Raw genomic sequence first — 18,212 nt, forward strand, 5'->3', positions numbered from 1 at the left:
GCTAGTAATCAGATATAAACCTAATATGAAACTTTATGAATAAAGCTTTTTATGAATAAGAATACTCTTGATAGTATGACATTATTCTGGTTAATGTATGTACAAGATATGTTGTTTATACTAAATATGGAATAAAAATGAAAATGATTAACTATTCACAAAATATCTAAGCTAGGCAATAAAACAATATCGAAATTTGTTATCATCTTCTATTAATAAGATGAAATATGAAAAAAACGATAGAAATACATAGAATAGATTTATCTTCCAGCTTGCCTATACCATATGCAGACGAAGGCATTCGTGCGGGCTTCCCTAGTCCGGCTCAAGATTATATGGAAATGGCAATTGACTTAAACAAAGAACTTATCAAACATCCGGCAAGTACCTTTTACGGTCGTGTCAAAGGTGACAGCATGAAAGATGCAGGTGTGTTGGATGGAGATGTGCTTATTATAGATAAATCTCTTGAACCGAAAAACGGAGATATGGCCGTTTGCTTCATTGATGGAGAGTTTACATTAAAATATATTGAAATAGAAGAAAAAGTTATTTGGTTAAAACCTGCTAACGAAGAATATCCTCCTACTAAAGTGACTGAATATAATGACTTCATCATTTGGGGAATTGTCACTTATGTAATTAAGAAAACGCGGAACAACAAGCATTTTTAACGAGTTATAAAGAGTGTTTCACACTATTTTAAGCCATTTTTCTTTTGTATTATTGCACCATGTTTGGATTAGTTGATTGCAATAATTTCTATGCTTCCTGTGAGAGAGCATTCCAACCGTCATATATAGGAAAACCTATCGTTGTACTATCTAACAACGATGGATGTGTTATTGCCAGGTCCAATGAAGCTAAAGCATTAGGCATAAAGATGGGAGTTCCAGTATATCAAATCAAGGATGAAGTACAGAAGTACGGCATAGCGGTCTTCTCTTCGAATTACACACTCTATGGTGATATGTCTGCCCGGGTAATGTCTATCCTTGCATCGTTGGCTCCCGAAATAGAAATATACTCCATAGACGAAGCATTTATTAACCTGGAAGGAGTTATTGACTTATCCACTCTTGGAAATAAGATCGTGACTCAGGTAACGCACGGTACCGGCATACCCGTAAGCCTGGGCATTGCCCCAACAAAGACATTAACCAAGGTAGCAAATAAGTTCGCAAAGAAATATCCAGCATATAACAGGCTTTGTATCATCAATACCGAAGAGAAACGTATCAAGGCCCTGCAATTGACTGACATTGGTGATGTTTGGGGAATTGGGCGTCGGCAAGCAACCAAGTTAGAGAAGGAAGGAGTTAAAACAGCATACGATTTCATACAGCTATCCGGTTCATGGGTTCGTAAGAATCTGACAGTAGTAGGTGAACGTACATGGAAAGAACTTCGTGGTATCTCATGTATTGATATGGAATCAGCTCCACCAGCCAAGAAACAGATTTGTACTTCGCGTTCATTCGGTAAGATGCTCACCGATATTGATACAATAGCCGAAGCAATAGCAACACACGCTTCCACTTGTGCAAAAAAGCTCCGGAAACAAAAATCTTATGCAATCTCCCTGATGGTATTCATTCATACGAATAACTTCCGAGAAGACCTACCTCAATATTGGAAGAATACCATTGTTCATCTTCCGGTACCAACCAATGACACACAAGAAATAGTACATTATGCCTTAACAGGATTGAAAAATATCTTCATAAAGGGTTATCAATACAAAAAGGCAGGGGTAATCATTACAGAGATAACAAATAGTGCACAACTTGGACTATTTGATTCAATTGACAGGGATAAACGAGATAGGCTCATACAAGCTATAGACAAGATTAACGGTGATTACTCGCAGCGCGTCAAGTTAGCCATACAAGGTACATCAAGAGAATGGAAACTAAAACAAGAACAACTCTCACAACGTTATACTACTGATATCAACGAGATAATAACAATTAACTGCAAATAGTATGTGTTTCCATAACTCGATGTCCAAGAAAGCGCAACAACTTGCTGCCAGGTATGGTCGCAAATCAGATATTATAGAGATTGTTCAGGATATTATCAATGAACAATACCATGTGAATGCATTTAATTTTCCTAAATACCCCGTAATTACAAACTCGGATGAAATTCAGGTATTTAATTGGGGGTTAGTACCTTTTTGGGTGAAAACTGAAAGTGATGCAGAGCAAATACGTAAAATGACTCTCAATGCACGGTCCGACACCATATTTGAAAAACCGTCTTTCCGAGAACCGATAATGAAAAAAAGGTGCATCATACCATCTACCGGATATTTTGAATGGAGGCATGAGGGTACTAAAAAGATACCCTATTACATTTATTTGAAAGATGAAGAAATATTCTCAATGGCAGGTATTTATGACCGTTGGCTAGATAAAGAGACTGGAGAGGAACATGATACTTTCTCTATTATTACTACTGACACTAATCCATTAACGGATTATATTCATAATACAAAACATCGGATGCCGGCAATACTCACTAAAGGGGATGAAGAAAAATGGCTGGATACACCTTTGACAAAAGTGGATATCCAATTATTATTAACCCCTTTCGATGCTGATAAGATGGATGCTTATCAGATAGATAACGATTTCATCAAGAAAGCTCCTAATGATCCAAATATTCTACTTAGAGCATAAGATAAAGGCAGCCCAATAAGCTGCCTTTATCTTTAATTCAATAACGGCTCATTCTTTCACCGCTTCTCCTTTTTCATTCAGAAGAACTTCGACTTCTTGACCTTCTTTAGTGAGAACAATCACCTTGTAAATCTTAGAGCCTTCTTCACCCTTCGCAAAGGCTTCTTTAATAGAAGCACCTTCGTAATCTTTAGACAGTGCTTTCATTACTGCTTCAGGTAACTGGTTAGCGTCAATCTTTACGAACTCATCTTGTGGAGTCTGAGCTTCAACGACTGTTGAATCCTTCACCTCTTGTGCAAATGCTACTGATGTTCCCATTCCCAAAACCATTGCTACTGCTACTAATAACTTTTTCATAATCGTAAAGTTTTAAATGTTTATAATTTGATTCTTATGTTAAGTATAGAACAAGGGGTGTGCCAAAAGGTCCCGATCAGAAGTACACTGTTGTATATTAAGTATTTAAGTCAAAGTAAAGTTTGTTGTGTATTGTAGAACAGGTGTAGAACACATACACAGAGTGGGGCATTAATCCGCAAAAAGCCCCGAATCTTTCGATCCGAGGCGCCGTTACCTGTCCGCTGACAAGTAAGCTTCTACTTCTTTCTGATCCGATAAACCATCCACCCAATAATAACCAAGCCAAATACTATGATAATCCCCAAAGCCCAACCACCTAGCTCCATCTTTATTGACTGCCACCGACTCAGTTTCTTCTCGACTGGATAAGGAACTTGAACCGAATCAGTCTTATGAATATACGTCGTATCCCGGATCAGCTTATCCCGATATTCAATACGGTATCTATCCCGGAATACCGTATCTCCTTTCACTAACATAAATACGCTATCAAGCACATGAATTGAATCACGTTGCAAACGATCTTTATATTGCACTTCTGTTTTGATAGTCTCTACCGGGACGTACTGAGTGCTTCGGCAGGAAGCAAACCACACTCCCGACATCAGGAATATGATTAAGTAGATTAACGCTTTCATAGCTTCAGCATTTCACCTCTATTATTCTTTCCATCAGCCCGATAACTCACATGAATCCAGCTAAAGTCATTCTCATTGATTAGCTGATCAAAAGGAAGATGCTTTCGGATGAGCTCGAAAAGTTCCCTGTTGCCTTCTTTGGTCCCGGCATAAATATCAGCAGCTTCACCTTTCATGTGTTGGCTATTATAAGCTCCTCCTACAGCTCCGTTCAAGTCCTTAGACCTAAATCCTGAGTTGATGATGATAGGTCTTTTGAATCTCTCTCTTAGAGGGTCTAATACGTTATCCACTAAAGCCGTTAGCGAATCAATTTGCTGTTGATTCGGCTTGTTATCTATTCTCCGTACCTCTGCTACATTAGAACGACACAATTCTTTTAATGTAAAATGTTTCATTTCTTTTCCTCCTCTTTAATCATATCTTTTTTCAAGTATTCACCCAAAGCCTCTATTATCTCAGCCGGATCAGTTTTATGTTTAGCTATTTCAGCCGCAAGGGCAGCTACCTCTTTATAATCCCCCTTTACTTTTTCATCTGCCTTCTCATAGATTGACTTCAATTCAACCAATGAGATACCTAAAGCTCCAAGCAATGTAACCACAGGGAAAATCGGTATAGACCAACCATAATACCCATCTAAATACCATACCCCGCTCATCTGCATTACGTCAATTACTGTCAGAGCAATTAGAGCGTTATAATACCTGGCTATCTTGTCAATAGTCTTTTTATACATGAAGCTGGAACGTACCTCACCACGCAATTTCGCTTTTCGTATTCCACTCCAAAGATCAGCCAGTATCATAATAAATACTTCTATGTAGATGCCAAAAAGCATCCAGCCGATGACAAACAATTCATTTAGTCCTTTCATTTTTATTCTGTTTCTTAATTTGTATTACTAATATCACAGGCATTTTGTAGCAATGAAGTGATGTTATTTTTATTTGTTTAACTATTCCAAGTGCTAATTATCTACTCTAATTGCTTTAGATACATATTATGTAAGTAAGCCGTCCAACTGTTAGAGCAGGACGGCTTTTTACACTTTCATTAAGCAGGTAATCCAGCTTTCACCTCTGTAAGAATAGCTTCGAACATTACAATGTGAGGTGCTATTTCTACATTAGCCGGAAAATTCATTGACTTATTACCGTTCTCAAAAGACATATATCCGGCATAGTTACGCTGTTCATTGACTTCAACCTTGTTGATATTGCACGTTAAGCGGTGCAATTCATTACCGTCATATGAGTAAGTCACTTGATACTCATACTCTCCGCTTCTTGCAATTGCTTCTACTTGTGTAGTTTTTGAATTCTCTGTTAAAACTTTACTTGTTGTCATAATCTTACTGTTTTTGATTGTTAATACTATCTAGTTTTTCATATACACTTTTCTTGATGAAAGCTAGGAACTGTCCCACATCCATGTACTTGCGAATGATTGCTGCTTTTTCCTCGTCTACTTCGACCTCACCTTCTTTGTATATCGTTTGAGCGAAATCGAGTTCGCCCAGATCAGGAGTGTTTTTGTAGATCGTGTTACCTAACTCTTTGCTCACATCGAACGTACTGTTGTTCCCTTCGATGTCTGTTGTTTCAATTTTTCTAAAGTCTATTTTCATTGTTGTACTATTTTGATTATTACTTATTGATAATATGAGCTATATAATATACCGTCTTTAAACTCGAGAACACAGGTTCGTGTGCTACCATTGACCCAGCAGTGAGCTACACTAAGAGTAAAATCTTTCCCAATCACACCATTAACTTTGATACGACCTGTCAAGTCTATAGCGTAATCAGATGCCCTATTCCCAGTACGTATAGATAGCCCGGTCTGGGTAAGACCGCCCGATGTATTAATCATTACAGTACCTAATCCATTCATCGGTCCAGTTCCTGTTGGTACTTTTGTGGAGAAATAAGCTGTTACCAAATCATCAGCTCCGGTTGAACCGGGAATAGCCTTTCCAATACTGACGTATTGTGATGTGGATTCTAAGATAAGTCCATCGGGTGCTAGCGTGAGCTTATCTCCGTTACTAGACGCTCCGATTGAGTTAGCTGTTATCTTAAAACCTCCGATAGTACCCTTTATAGCCGCTAAATTCTTTGCTACCAAAGTATCGACATCGATCAGGCTTGTTTTAATAAATCCGCCCTCTATGATCGTAGAATCTAGCTTCGCCTTGGTTACCATATCCTGATAAGCCATGCTTTTGAGCGAAGCTTGTAAAGCGGTCAATGTTTCATTTGCGCTGTTGGCGGCAGTCTGAGCGGAAGCGGCTTTTCCGTCAGCGGTATTAGCAGACCTTTGAGCCGTCTCCGCTGCACTTTGTGCGGTCGCTGCGTTGATTCTCGCTTTATCCGATATAGCATTAAGCAAATCAGTACGGGCATCGTAGTATGCTTTGAACTTGGCACGGAAGTCTGTGCCGGTTATATTCGATGTTGTAGTCAGTGAAGACAACAAAGGACTGATATACGTGCTTAATGCTGTATAAGTGGTTCCATAAGTTGTTTTTGACACTCCGAATTTATCAGCCGAAGCATCATTTTTTACCTTTTCGGATATGATTACGTCCCATTCTTTTTTTGTCTGCTGTTTTTCTAACGGAGTAAGTTTGTTGTCATTAGCGATATCGGATAATAAACTATTTGCAGAAGTAGCACTATTTTTAGCTTCATTGGCTGTAGTTTGAGCAATATTCGCGATATCTTTTGCGGCATCTGCTTTCGTTGTTGCATCTGTAGCCGCTGCGGAAATAGCTGCGTTTTTGGCTGCATCAACATACCCAGTTGTGGCTTTCGAGTTGATAGTAGTTTGTGTCGCCGAGTCCATCGACGAGAAAGTGACCTTTCCTGTAAAATCAATCTTTTTGCCGAATACAGAAATTCCGAAACCGTCAAGTGTGATTTGCGATTTGATACTATCCTCAGTCGGTCGCTGTTTTAAATCCACAATGGGAGGTGCTACTTCGGTTTTAAGATAAATTGTTTGACTGCTAATTGTAAAAGCTGCCGTGCACAGATTAATATACGCTCCGGTGTCACCTTCTACCGTTACTTTATACTTAGAACCGCCGCGGACATAGATATATTCATAGCTGCTATTACTCATTTGACCAATGCTACCAATCGGGAAAACGCTAGCATACCTGTAAGCATAATCAAGAATTGTTCTTTGTACTTCAATTGTGTCCCAGCCACTAGCGTTTGTACTCCATTTACATAAAACTGAAAGGCCGTCAGGATGTGTACCCCAAGTTGGGATACCATAGGAAGATGTTAAAGTTCTACTTACAGTTATCACATATAAAGGTATATAAATACTCAAAGAAATAGTTATCGGATAATATTTAGTTTGGTCCAATCCGGTTGCATCGACTACTACCTCAGTACGTTTCGCGGCATTCGCCGCAATAGTCTCTGTTTGACTGCTTACAGTAGCACGTATAGCGTCAGGAGTAATTTTAAGTTCAGCATCCTTCTTCCAATTGCTCAATGCAGTAACTTCCGTTTGTGAAGCCTTTAAAGATATGCTATCTTTTAAAAGATTAATCCCGGTTTCGTAAGTGGTTTTGGTAGTGTATTTGCTCTCTGCATCTGCGATATAATCGACCTCCGCATCGGTAACGTCATAGACGGTTGCATAAGATACATACCAAGTGACAGGAGCGCCAGTTGTAGGGGCGGAACCGTAAGCTAATGCAAAATAATTAATCGCGCCAAATGTACCAGATGCGCCACAATTGACCTTACAAGCGTATTCCGTCCATTTTCCAGTACCCGCTTGTGATGTTAGCCACTTGTAGGTTCCACCTGTGCCATAAGGATTATAATGATACCGGATGTAGCGCCCGATGGGAATATTTGCAATAATGCGAACAACGAATATGGCATTAGCCCGAGACTGAGTTGCAAACGAAAAGCCGGCTATACGAAAGTCGGAAGAGGAACTCCACGAAGTGGCGACAATTTTCAACGCTCTTCCGTGAGAGTTAGGGCATCCAGCTACGGTTTCAAAGATCTGGGTGCTTCCGCTTAAATATGGTCCTATACTGTTATGACTATTAGCAAACGTCGGGTCACGATATAACATCTTCCCCTGACTCATAGCAGTTGCTAATTCCGCCGCATTGCTTGCTACTGCGGTTTTCTCTGTTACTTCCGTGACTTTAAGAGTGATTTGATCCGCTTTGGCATTGATCTCACTTTGTTTTGTCGTAACGGATTGTAAAACCACTGCGGATGCATCGGCGCTATTTTTAGCGTTCGTCGCAGAGCTAGCGGCTTCATTCGCTTTAGTCGATGCGGTACTAGCAGAACCGGATGCAGACGTAGCAGATGTTCCGGCGGCTGTAGCCTTTTGCCCGGCTGTTGTAGCCGATCCGGCGGCGTTGTTGGCAGAGGTAGCGGCTTCCGTAGCCTTTTTAGTAACTTCAGTCACCTGTAATGTGATACCACTTGCCGTCTGGTTGATTGAACTTTCCTTTTCAGTGATAGTGACAAGTTTAGCGGCTGCATCATCGGCGGACTTCTTCGCATTCGTCGCAGATGTAGCCGCCTCACCTGCTTTAGCTGAAGCGGTAGAAGCGGATGAACTGGCAGACGTAGCAGAACCAGAAGCAGAGGACGCGCTATTAGAAGCGTCAGTGGCTTTCTGTCCGGCGGTAGTTGCGGAAGTGCCCGCATTAGTCTCGCTCTTCTTTGCATTTGTAGCGAATATAGTCGCTTCGCTTACTTTAGATGATATCTGCCCTTCGCGGATTTCGAAGTTAGTTTCAACAGTAGTAATTCTGTTTTCAACATCTTCAGGTGCGGGGGTCCAATCGGTTGCTTTGTTGCCGGACTCCAACTTTATCCATTCAAATGACCAACTGTCAGTAGCATCGGTATTGCCCTTTAGAAAAATTCCTATTGTCCGTGAACTAGTTCCTAACGGTACTTTAATAGTTGCTGAATAAATTTCACTATCCTCTTTTAACAAAGTGTAACCAGCCAGACTAGACCAATTAAACCATATACCAAAAAGCCTAGTACCTGGTATATTTCCTTTTATCGTTACGGTCAATTCTTCGCCTACGGTGAAATCTCTTGTAGCGGTCCAAAATCCGATATTATATGCTGTACCGGATTTAGATATCTTACTGTCCAAGAGCAAGTTTCTTCCGCCGATCTGTAAATTATCAAGGTTATTCTGAGCAGTATCAGCAAGTTCTTTCGCTTTTGCTGATATAGCGTTGAGCAAGTTTGTCCTAGCGTCATAGTAGGACTTGAACTTGGCACGGAAGTCTGTGCCGGTTATATTCGATGTTGTAGTCAGTGAAGACAACAAAGGACTGATATACGTGCTTAATGTAGTATAAGCGGTCCCGTATGTAGCCTTTGACACTCCGAATTTATCCGCGGAAGCATCGTTTAAGGGCTTTTCGGATACGATTATATCCCATTCTTTTTGGGTCGATTGTTTTTCAGAAGGGGTGAATTTGTTGTCACTGGAGATATCGGACAATAGCGCATTAGCACCGTTGGCACTCGTCACAGCTTCATTAGCCCTTGCTTGGGCGGCACTGGCGGAGGAAGCGGCGGCATTAGCCGTAGTCTGAGCTGTACTTGCAGCACCGGCAGCGTCAGTCGCTTTCTTCTGTGCGTTGTCAGCAAGTGTCTTGGCGGCTGAAGATATAGCGTTGAGCAAATTGGTACGGGCGTCATAATACGCCTTAAATGTAGAGCGGAAGGTAGCTCCTACGATGTCCGAAGTAGTTGTTAAAGATGAAATTAGGGGTATAAGATATGTATTGAGCGCGTTGTATGCGGTATCATAAGCGATTGTAGCCACCCCAAACTTAACTGCAGAAGCATTATTTAGGGGTTTCTCGGAAACAATAGTATCCCACTCTTTTTTGGTTTGTTGCTTCTCAATAGCTGTTAGTTTACTGTCGCTAGCAATGTCTGAAAGTAAGGAATTGGCAGCGTTAGCACTACCGGCAGCGGCAGTTGCGGCGCGTTGGGCGTTGCTTGCGGCAGTACCTGCGGCGGTTGCGTCACGTTGGGCATCAGCGGCAGCGGTGGAGGCACTGTTTGCTTTGGATTGCGCAGCATCGGCCAGATCTTTGGACTTTGCTGATATGGAGTTTAAAAGGTCTGTACGGGCATCGTAATACGCTTTGAATTTTGCTCTAAAGTCAGTTCCGACTATATCAGAGGTTACTGTTAGATTTACCAACAGCGGGGTGATATACGTGCTTAAAGCTGTATATGCTGTGGCATAAGCAGCTTTAGAAACAGCATACTTATCGGCTGAAGCATCATTCTTGACCTTCTCTGAAATGATTATTTCCCATTCTTTTTTAGTCTGTTGTTTTTCGGAAGGGGTCAGCTTGCTGTCGGAAGCGATGTCGATGAGTAAGCCGTTTGCGCCATCGGCACTTTTCTTTGCATCAGTTGCGGTGGTCTGAGCTGCGTTAGCTGTATTCTGGGCTGTTGCAGCTGCGGCATTTATGGTATTAAGTTCGGATTCAACAGACTTGCCGGATCGAAGGATGAATACGCCTTTCAGGTAGACATTCGTTCCGTAAAATCCGGAACCGGACAATACACCAAACATCGCATCGGTTATGCCGGAAAGTTCTCCGGTACGAGTGATTAACTTACCAACAAGTGAATAAGAATTGATACCTGCATAATCATCCCGATAAGGTGCGGTGTCACCGACCGCACAGTCTATTTGTGCTTTCTGACGGGCTACGTTAGTACGGTTACCCAATACCGCTACATCGTCACCAACTTCGGGTGTTGCGCTTCCGGCTTCACAATCGGTTTTGGATAGGTTGAAATAACCAACTTCGGCAGATGTTACCAGTCGCCAGTAACGTTTGATTTTCGTTCCGGTAAATGACTGACAAATGACTTGATCGTTTTGTACGAAGTCGTCAGTACTATCGTGTTCGCATTTCCAATATGAGCCGCCATCGACAACCTTTGTTAGCTTGCCACCCGCCGCAGAACGGATAACTATACCGCCTTGATGCGTGATTTTCTGAACAACTAACTCAAATACGGAGAATATCTTTCGCACCGTGAGGTTGTCAATCTCCATATTCCAGTCGCCGTTCAAGGCTTTGTATATCTTCATCCCTTCACCTGCAAAACCAGAAACGAAGGATTCGGAGGATACGTAGTCTTTCACGACCGTACCCATAAGGGTAGCGACATGAGAAACATTCAAGTCGTATGTTTCCGCTAAAGCCTGAACAAGCAAATTAAGAGTAGTAGTCTTACCTGATACTACTGCATTCTTGCCTTTAATGGTTTCTTGTGCTTCGATATCCTGCCCTGCAATCTTACCGGAGGCTGTCAATGTATCAGTTGCGATGCCATTCTTAGCAGTAATACCATTATTGGCTTTAAATACTTCTTCGGAGGTGGCTCCTTGCTCGAAAGTGATATGACCGGCGGCTTTGTCGTCGTTGTTTTTGCTAATAAATCGAGAATCTGAATTTAGAGCAGAATAAACATTACGGTTTGTCGGAATAGTTTTGTCATTAATTCCAATAACATATACTCCGCTTCCATTTCCTGTATAGGATTGTCCTTTATAAGTAAGAGATTCTACTTTATCCTCAATCTCACCAAGTCGTGAATAAGAGGCTGTTTCCCCCACTGTATAAATAGGCGAATCGTAAGGGATATCAAGGTTATACTCAAATCCGATGATACGGGATTGGCGGCTACCAGTCTCAAAGAAGGCTTCATTGATAAGATTTACTTTGTCTCCAGCTTCAAAGAGTTTTAGAGCACCATCTTTGTTAATCATGCGATCAGACATCATCTTGCAACTGTAAGTAGACGGGTCTATCTTTGATTTCTCAACGTACTTTCCGGCTTTTTCCTTTAACTCCTTTTCGGCATCGGGAACCATGGCATCAGATACGAACTTGGTATCAAAGCCTGACAAGACGTAAGTATCGCCAGCCTTTGGAATGAGCACGTCACCGGGCAATGGACGCCCATAGTCTTCATTGCGTACAATCTCCCATACTTGCGCGAGTGGGTTCCAAGAGCCGTCCTCATTCTTTTCCGGTTGGGCTTTCTCGCCACCTTCTTTGTCGTATGGGTTGAAGGTAACAGCAAACTCCATTCCGTTTAATGCTCCGGATTGGAAGATGATTTTCAGTTCTTGACCTTCGAGAACATAATCCTTTGAGAAAGTAATACCACTATCTTTGAATCGGTAAGCATTCCATTTCTTGATAACGTCAGGTTTACCTTCTTCTTTGATGATATCGGTGTACTCATGGGTGACAACATTCGATACCGTACCTATACGCTTGGGGTAGACATCTTCGAACACTACTATATCCTCGATGGCTTCTTCGGTGCTCATGTCAGGATAAGCATCAATGTATGGAGTATCGACAGGAAGCATCAACCTTCTTTGAACTACACCATTCACAACTACACTTTCATCAATAGGTCTGTAATTAGTAGGTATGTTTCTTGTCGAGCCAAAAGCGTAGACACGGGTAGCGTAGCTGGTTTGGCTATCGCTTCTTTCCATTGTATCTACGTTGTCACCAAGATTGAAATCAACAGCAGAACCGTATTCGCAGCGTCCGAAATGAATTACACTATCTGTCACCCACCATTCACACTCCCAAGCTTGGGCTAAAGAAGAAAGGGCATCCAGTAAATTAACACTATCGTAAGACATCAACTTGGCTGAATTATCTACCGTACTGTCTATGTCAAACTCGAATTCACTTTCTCCATATTTGTAACCAAGAGCTTTGAGATTGCGGAGAAAGACATCCATCTGGACATCCAGCGAAGCGGTGCGATTCCAAGACGCTTCCTGCCCACCTGTTTCAGGGGCGAATTTGAAGATTTTGTTTTTCCACTTCCAGTAGTAGGCATCAAGTCTCAGTTCGTAGTCATAACCGGCTGTCGAAGTGTTAAATGTGGGCTTCTGTAGATCACACAGTTCAAATCTTCCGAAGTTACAGTCCACATAATCCCCTAACTTGAAATGAATAGGTTCTTCAAGAGAGAACTTCAAGGTGATATAGTCCTCTTTCATTAAGAGGAACTTACGTTTACTGCCTTCATTTATCGGAGTGGAGAAACGAATATTGCCGGATGTGTCTTTGATGTCTATCATAACACACCAAAGGTCGGAAGTAAAAAAAAGAGTGCCCAATTTTGAGCACTCTCATACACAACAATACAACAACTGTTGTAAATTAATCCCGTTTAGTAGGGTTCGGCTCTTCAAATTTCGAAGAAATCTTTCCAAAAGTTCTATCTATACTCTGGGCGTAAGTGATACTTTTGCCGAGATAATTCAAATAAAACACCTCGTTATTTACTTTTGGTATTTTAATAACTACACTTCCCTTGTATAACTCATTATAGAAAGCCTTTTTCTTTAATTGAAAATCAGGTTGCGAATCACCCGTTATTGTAAAAGATAGAGTTAGTTCGCGATAATCAATTTTTGCATTACTTGTTATCACACGCTTTCCATGCTCAAGGCGACTTTCATTTTGAATATACTCTTTCATGGGAGACGAAGCACCCAAAGCATCCAGAAAGTTGTCGCCCATATCGACACCCCATATATTATAGGCATCTTTTCCATTTATCAATAAATCTCCTGTCATAATCTATAATTTTGATGTATTCTTTTTCACTTCTGCCATATCCTTCTGCATCTGTTGAATAGGCTTGATTATCGCTCCTGTATTCTCTGAAATCTGAACCAGCTCAAGATAAGAATTGGCTATCAGGTCTCTTGTGTCGTCAGCGATGTTTTTTGTTTCAGTATTTATAGAAAGGATGGCATCCGCTTTCATCGTGAGAAGATTTAAAGACTGAGTTTGAGCAATGGACTGATTCTTGATTTCTTCACCTGCTATTTGCAGAGCGGTAAACCGTCCGTTCAGTTCCTCACCCGTATCTTGTGACATGGTTTCAAATCCTTTATATGTGGAAGATTGGGAAGTGGATTCTTGAGAAACCTTGTCATACCCTGTTGCAGCAGCAAGCTCATCACGAAGTTTCATAGCTTCTTCCACATATTGCATATACTCGGAATTGAGCGCATTTCTTTCATCTTCTGACAAAGAACCATCCTTCATATTTTCCGAAAATTTTTCGTACCATTTCTTTAGTTTATCTTGGTAGAGTCCGCCTATCTGATTAGACAGCATAGCACGCATAAACATTTCAGATATATCTTCCGCAGCATCTTTAGATGATGCTTTCATATCCATGAGTGTATCAATAAAATTGTTAAACAAACTGTCGAATGTTGTCTGTGTCAATTGCTCACTAACTTGCTCCTGAATATCCTCAATCCTTTCCTCACCTTCAATGATCTTGTTCAGATACTCTTGTACATCACCATCCAATTTAGCCCAGAATGTGGGAGCGTCTTGCTTTAGCTTCTCTAATTGTTTGGCTGTTAAATCAAACAAACCTGTCATTCTACCACCGACATCATTCGGATTCATACCTATTGAATCCGCAAATGAATTCCATTGGCTCCATCCCTCATTGCTCATACCTTTTCGTATGCGGACACCTATTGAATGAGAACCGGCACTTGCACCAGAGTTCAAGCGTTCACGTCCAAGAGTACGGTAGCTCTCAATACTTTTATTCAATAAATCTTCAGCTTCCTTTCCTACTTTTTCAGCTTCAGGACCATATGACATATCAATATATTCTTTCTTTTTGTCAATCAGTTCATCCCAGACAGAGTTAAGAACATCGTATTGATTTTTCATCTCGTTGTAATGGGAATAGTCCGCTCCAAACAAACCATCGAGAGCATCAACAACGGAAGAAATGCCTGATACTGCACTCATAGCGCCTCCTACAATATCACCAGACATGATTTGACCAACCCCGGTAGCGGTTTTCCCTAATCCACCGACAGCATCAGATATTCCGGCTATTTTATTCCCCAGGTCGTCAGAACCAAAAACATTTCCCAAGTCTTTACCAAATTGAGAGACGAAAGGGGAAAATTCTGCTATTGCTCTCCCTATTTCTGCAATACCCTGAACTATATTATCCTTGCCGCCAAGTTTTAACTTATCAACAGCAGCTTTAATCTGAGTTTCAAAAAGTTTAAAAGGACTTTTACTACCTAAATCTCCTTTCAGTCTATTAATGGCATTTCTAAGAGCTTCAACCTGTTCGGTAGATAGTTTTAAGTTTTGAAGGGTATTATCACTTATTCCAAGGTCAATAATATCTTTCTTTGAGACTGTCTTACCGCCAATTTGAGCATTACCTTGTTTGTCTTTCACGGAGCCAAGATATTGCATGAGTAATTCGGCTTTTTCAATAACCTTCTGAATCTCATTTGTACTCTTTTGGGAAGCATCAGCAAAGAGTTGCCCCATGAGAGTGGCACTATTCTTAATTGAGTTGTCTAGTTCATCAATGGCATTCTGTTTATTTTTCTCTAACGTAGCAGCATCTCCAGCAGTCTGAGCCTCTCTAATCTCTTTGTCATACTTCTCAATGATAGCTTTCCGCTTCTGTTGATAACTACCGAACTTGATAAGGTATTCATTCCAAGCATCTTCCTGCTCACGAATCTTGTCATTCAATTGCCTCTTTGAAGTATTACCAATAATCCCATCAAAGATCGATGTATCGACTTTAACAGTGGATGAATCAAAGGTATTTTTGTTGTACCCTTTGATGTTCTTGGCATTCAGTTCTTCTTGAGCGTCAAACTTCTCTTTTTCTCCTTGAATAAACGCACGGATGTAGTCTTCCTTCTGGCGTTCTAAGGCTTGAATTTCCTTATTATTGTCAAGATTGCGTTGCCTCTGCTTTTTATCGAAGCCGTCAGCCCTCGCGTCTATTCCAGCCTGAGTAGCTTGATTTTCCAAGTCTTCCTGTTGGCGTTGGCGATCAATTGCCTGTTTACGATCCATCTCTGCAATCTTTTCGTTTTGTTCGCGGATGGATTCTTTCTGCTTGCGGAGCTTTTCGGCAGCGGAGTCTTGCTTGGTAAGCGAACTACCAGTGATACCACCTAAATCCTTATACACCTTTTCGGATGTTTCCGAGCGTTTCTTGGCGTCTTCGTATTGCTTAGAAGTGAATTTGGATTTATCCTTTTCTATTTCAGACAAAGTCTTTTTCGCCTTTTCCCAATCTTTTTTGGCTTGTTCGTAATCCTGCTTATAGGTCGTTTTTTCGCTTGCAGTCTTAATTCGATTTGCCTTTGATGATTTGGCGGTATCTATCAATGTCTTAATGTCTTTTGCGTCATAAATGGCTTCACCAGACAAAGTGCCTTTCACATCAATTGGGAGTTTCATTTTCACTTTCCCATTTGCCCCCATTCCTTTGATTCGCCTTTCTAACTCGATGATATAACGATCAAGCTCACTAATATCAATATTTTTCAGATTGGCGATGAATTGTTCAGAGATACCCTTCCCATTCTCCTGAAGTATCACATCACGGTCGGCACGAAGTTCTTTCAATTTCTTTACATATCCATCAACACCTTGTTGTCCAGATAATGATTTAAGTAGATTCTCATAATATTTAATTTCAGATTCTATGTCAGAAAATTCTTTCGCTCGTTTCTCTCCTGCTCGCTTCTCATCTTCTTCGGCTATTTGCTGTTTCAGTTTGAGAATATCGGCTAACTTAATGGTTTCGATATCATACTGAGCAAATATTTTAGAGTATTCCTTACGAAGTTCAGCGAGGCTCTGCCCACGCTGTAAATCAGCCAAAGCAATATCACGGGAACTATTTATAAGATCATCAATCTTTTGCTTATGTTCTTGTTCTCGTTTAACTGCTTCTTCTTGCCTTTCATTAAATCTTTTTTGGGCTTTTTCCGCCTCCGATGTATTATCTGCCAGCGTCCACATAGCAATACCAAGAGATACGACAGCCATACCAACAGCCACATAAGGATTCATTGCAAGAACCTTGTTATATGCAGCTTGGGCAATGGTAGCAGCTTTAGTTGCAGTAATCTTTGCCCATATAGATTTCACAGAACCATGCTCAACAATCGTATTTATCAGTAACCCAGCTCGATAAACACCGTAAATTTCGATAAGAGTCAATACACTCTTACCTATAATGCCATAGTTCTTGACGATAGTATCAGCAGTAGATATACTTCCAGAAATCAAATCCTGATTAGCAAGTCCAATCTCAGCCAAAGCAGTGGTTATAGTATCCTCAAAGTTAGACATTTGCCCCTCAATTGTTTTTGCAATTGCTTCCGTTGAACCTTCAACGCCTTTCATTGAGCCAAACTGTTCAACTGCCTTCATAACCGATTCAACCGTTCGGTCACATTCTACGGTCATATCACGGAACGAAAGTTTTATTTTGTTTCCTTCTGTTTGAACACGGACACCAAATTCTTTCCAGCGTTCTGAATTATTTACATCAAGTATTGCTTCTGTCAGTTGGTCGAATGGCTTTGCTACGGTATTGGTAAAGTCTCCCAATTTCTTCATGGCATCCATTGAAGGAGTTACCCCACGATTGACGAACTTTATAAAATCATCAGTGAGTTCATTGAGCTGAAAATTTGTTTTTGCAGCAAAGCTATTTATATCAGAGAGGTATGCCTTTGCCTTATCAGAACTACCGTTCAGAGCATTCGTTAAGACTGATTCATATTTCTGAAACATTCCGGCAGTAGATACAACATTTGAAGCTACTTGCTTCAACAGAGCAACGCCTCCCATAGTAGCAAGAACTTTCTTAAAAGAAGTTCCAATACCTTCATTTACGGTTACTATTCCCTTTGATTCATCTTTATACAATGCGTATTCATCTTTCAAAGCCTTAGTTGATAATTTTGCGAGAGACTGCTCAGACCGCAATTCGCCCAGAGCGTATTTTTGTTCTTTTAAAGCCGATTTTGCACGATTCAATTCATCAGACAAAGATTGTCTTTTAGGATCATATTTTCCTAACTTCTTATATTGTTCTGCCAGCACCGAAACGTCATTTTGCGTTTCACGTATTATCTTATTTTGTTTGATAATTTCTTCGGATAAGGAATTTACGGCTTTCTCGCCATCATAAATACCTTTTTTAAGATCGTTTTCAAATACGACTGCGGCTTTTGCTGCCTCAGTAACCAAACCACTCAGTTTTTGTTTTGCTGCTGCTAATTGTTTTTCTAACTCTGCCACTGCCTCAGGGTGGAGATTTTTATTCATTGATAAAAGTTGTTTCTCAAACCGAGCAACTTCTTCTCTGGTTTTTACAACAATCTGCCAATCGCTTTCTATTCTGAAGTAAAGTCTCGCCATTTTTTCTATATATTAAGTTATTTACTATCCAAATTTACGACACTGCCAAGTTTTTACCTGACTTTTTTCAGCCAAATATGACATAACAGGCTGGTTGTCACGAAATAATTGTGAAGGTAGATATTGACTACTGATTTTGCTATTTCTGAGGTTACAGATACACGACAACAGAAGAATTGTCGTAAGAAAGTT

At 40.7% G+C, this 18,212-nt stretch carries 12 protein-coding genes; 3 read left to right on the forward strand and 9 right to left on the reverse strand.

Annotated elements, in window-relative coordinates; all coding sequences use genetic code 11:
- The first annotated feature begins 227 nt into the window (after positions 1 to 227).
- Genes PHO71_RS12045 through PHO71_RS12055 form a run of 3 tightly spaced genes read left to right on the forward strand, consistent with a single transcriptional unit; the run spans position 228 to position 2,684 of the window.
- Positions 228 to 674: a LexA family transcriptional regulator gene (locus PHO71_RS12045; RefSeq protein ID WP_300203529.1), complete on the forward strand. Its 447-nt coding sequence runs from the start codon at positions 228 to 230 to the stop codon at positions 672 to 674.
- Between the two features lie 59 nt (positions 675 to 733).
- On the forward strand, positions 734 to 1,984 hold the full coding sequence (locus tag PHO71_RS12050; RefSeq protein WP_300203531.1) for a Y-family DNA polymerase: 1,251 nt from the start codon (positions 734 to 736) through the stop codon (positions 1,982 to 1,984).
- 1 nt (position 1,985) lies between these two features.
- Positions 1,986 to 2,684 (forward strand): SOS response-associated peptidase, encoded by a 699-nt coding sequence (locus tag PHO71_RS12055; RefSeq protein ID WP_300203533.1) that lies wholly within the window; start codon positions 1,986 to 1,988, stop codon positions 2,682 to 2,684.
- 48 nt (positions 2,685 to 2,732) lie between these two features.
- Here the strand turns inward: PHO71_RS12055 and PHO71_RS12060 are convergent, their stop codons facing one another.
- The 9 genes from PHO71_RS12060 to PHO71_RS12100 form a co-directional block, all read right to left on the reverse strand.
- Positions 2,733 to 3,044, reverse strand: coding sequence for a hypothetical protein (locus PHO71_RS12060; protein ID WP_300203535.1), 312 nt, complete (start codon positions 3,042 to 3,044; stop codon positions 2,733 to 2,735).
- Positions 3,045 to 3,283: 239 nt separating this feature from the next.
- Positions 3,284 to 3,685, reverse strand: a complete 402-nt coding sequence (locus PHO71_RS12065) for a hypothetical protein (RefSeq protein ID WP_300203537.1) — start codon at positions 3,683 to 3,685, stop codon at positions 3,284 to 3,286.
- Complete coding sequence (locus tag PHO71_RS12070) at positions 3,682 to 4,083, reverse strand: D-Ala-D-Ala carboxypeptidase family metallohydrolase (RefSeq protein ID WP_300203539.1); 402 nt, start codon at positions 4,081 to 4,083, stop codon at positions 3,682 to 3,684. The genes PHO71_RS12065 and PHO71_RS12070 overlap by 4 nt, the downstream gene beginning before the upstream one ends.
- The gene (locus tag PHO71_RS12075) at positions 4,080 to 4,562 is read right to left on the reverse strand and encodes a hypothetical protein (RefSeq protein WP_300199614.1); all 483 of its coding nucleotides are present in this window, start codon (positions 4,560 to 4,562) and stop codon (positions 4,080 to 4,082) included. Before PHO71_RS12075 ends, PHO71_RS12070 begins: the two co-directional genes overlap by 4 nt.
- A 179-nt stretch (positions 4,563 to 4,741) precedes the next feature.
- Positions 4,742 to 5,035, reverse strand: a complete 294-nt coding sequence (locus PHO71_RS12080; protein ID WP_300203541.1) for a hypothetical protein — start codon at positions 5,033 to 5,035, stop codon at positions 4,742 to 4,744.
- 4 nt (positions 5,036 to 5,039) lie between these two features.
- Positions 5,040 to 5,315 carry a hypothetical protein gene (locus tag PHO71_RS12085; RefSeq protein ID WP_300203543.1) on the reverse strand — a complete coding sequence of 92 codons (276 nt, stop codon included), beginning with the start codon at positions 5,313 to 5,315 and terminating at the stop codon, positions 5,040 to 5,042.
- Positions 5,316 to 5,338: 23 nt separating this feature from the next.
- A complete protein-coding gene (locus PHO71_RS12090) occupies positions 5,339 to 12,856 on the reverse strand; it encodes a hypothetical protein (RefSeq protein WP_300203545.1) in 7,518 nt (2,505 codons plus the stop codon).
- 82 nt (positions 12,857 to 12,938) lie between these two features.
- The gene (locus tag PHO71_RS12095; RefSeq protein ID WP_300203547.1) at positions 12,939 to 13,358 is read right to left on the reverse strand and encodes a hypothetical protein; all 420 of its coding nucleotides are present in this window, start codon (positions 13,356 to 13,358) and stop codon (positions 12,939 to 12,941) included.
- Between the two features lie 3 nt (positions 13,359 to 13,361).
- On the reverse strand, positions 13,362 to 18,020 hold the full coding sequence (locus PHO71_RS12100; protein ID WP_300203549.1) for a phage tail tape measure protein: 4,659 nt from the start codon (positions 18,018 to 18,020) through the stop codon (positions 13,362 to 13,364).
- Between the last annotated feature and the right edge of the window lie 192 nt (positions 18,021 to 18,212).

It is taken from the genome of Bacteroides sp. (assembly GCF_028690125.1).
Lineage (GTDB): Bacteria > Bacteroidota > Bacteroidia > Bacteroidales > Bacteroidaceae > Bacteroides.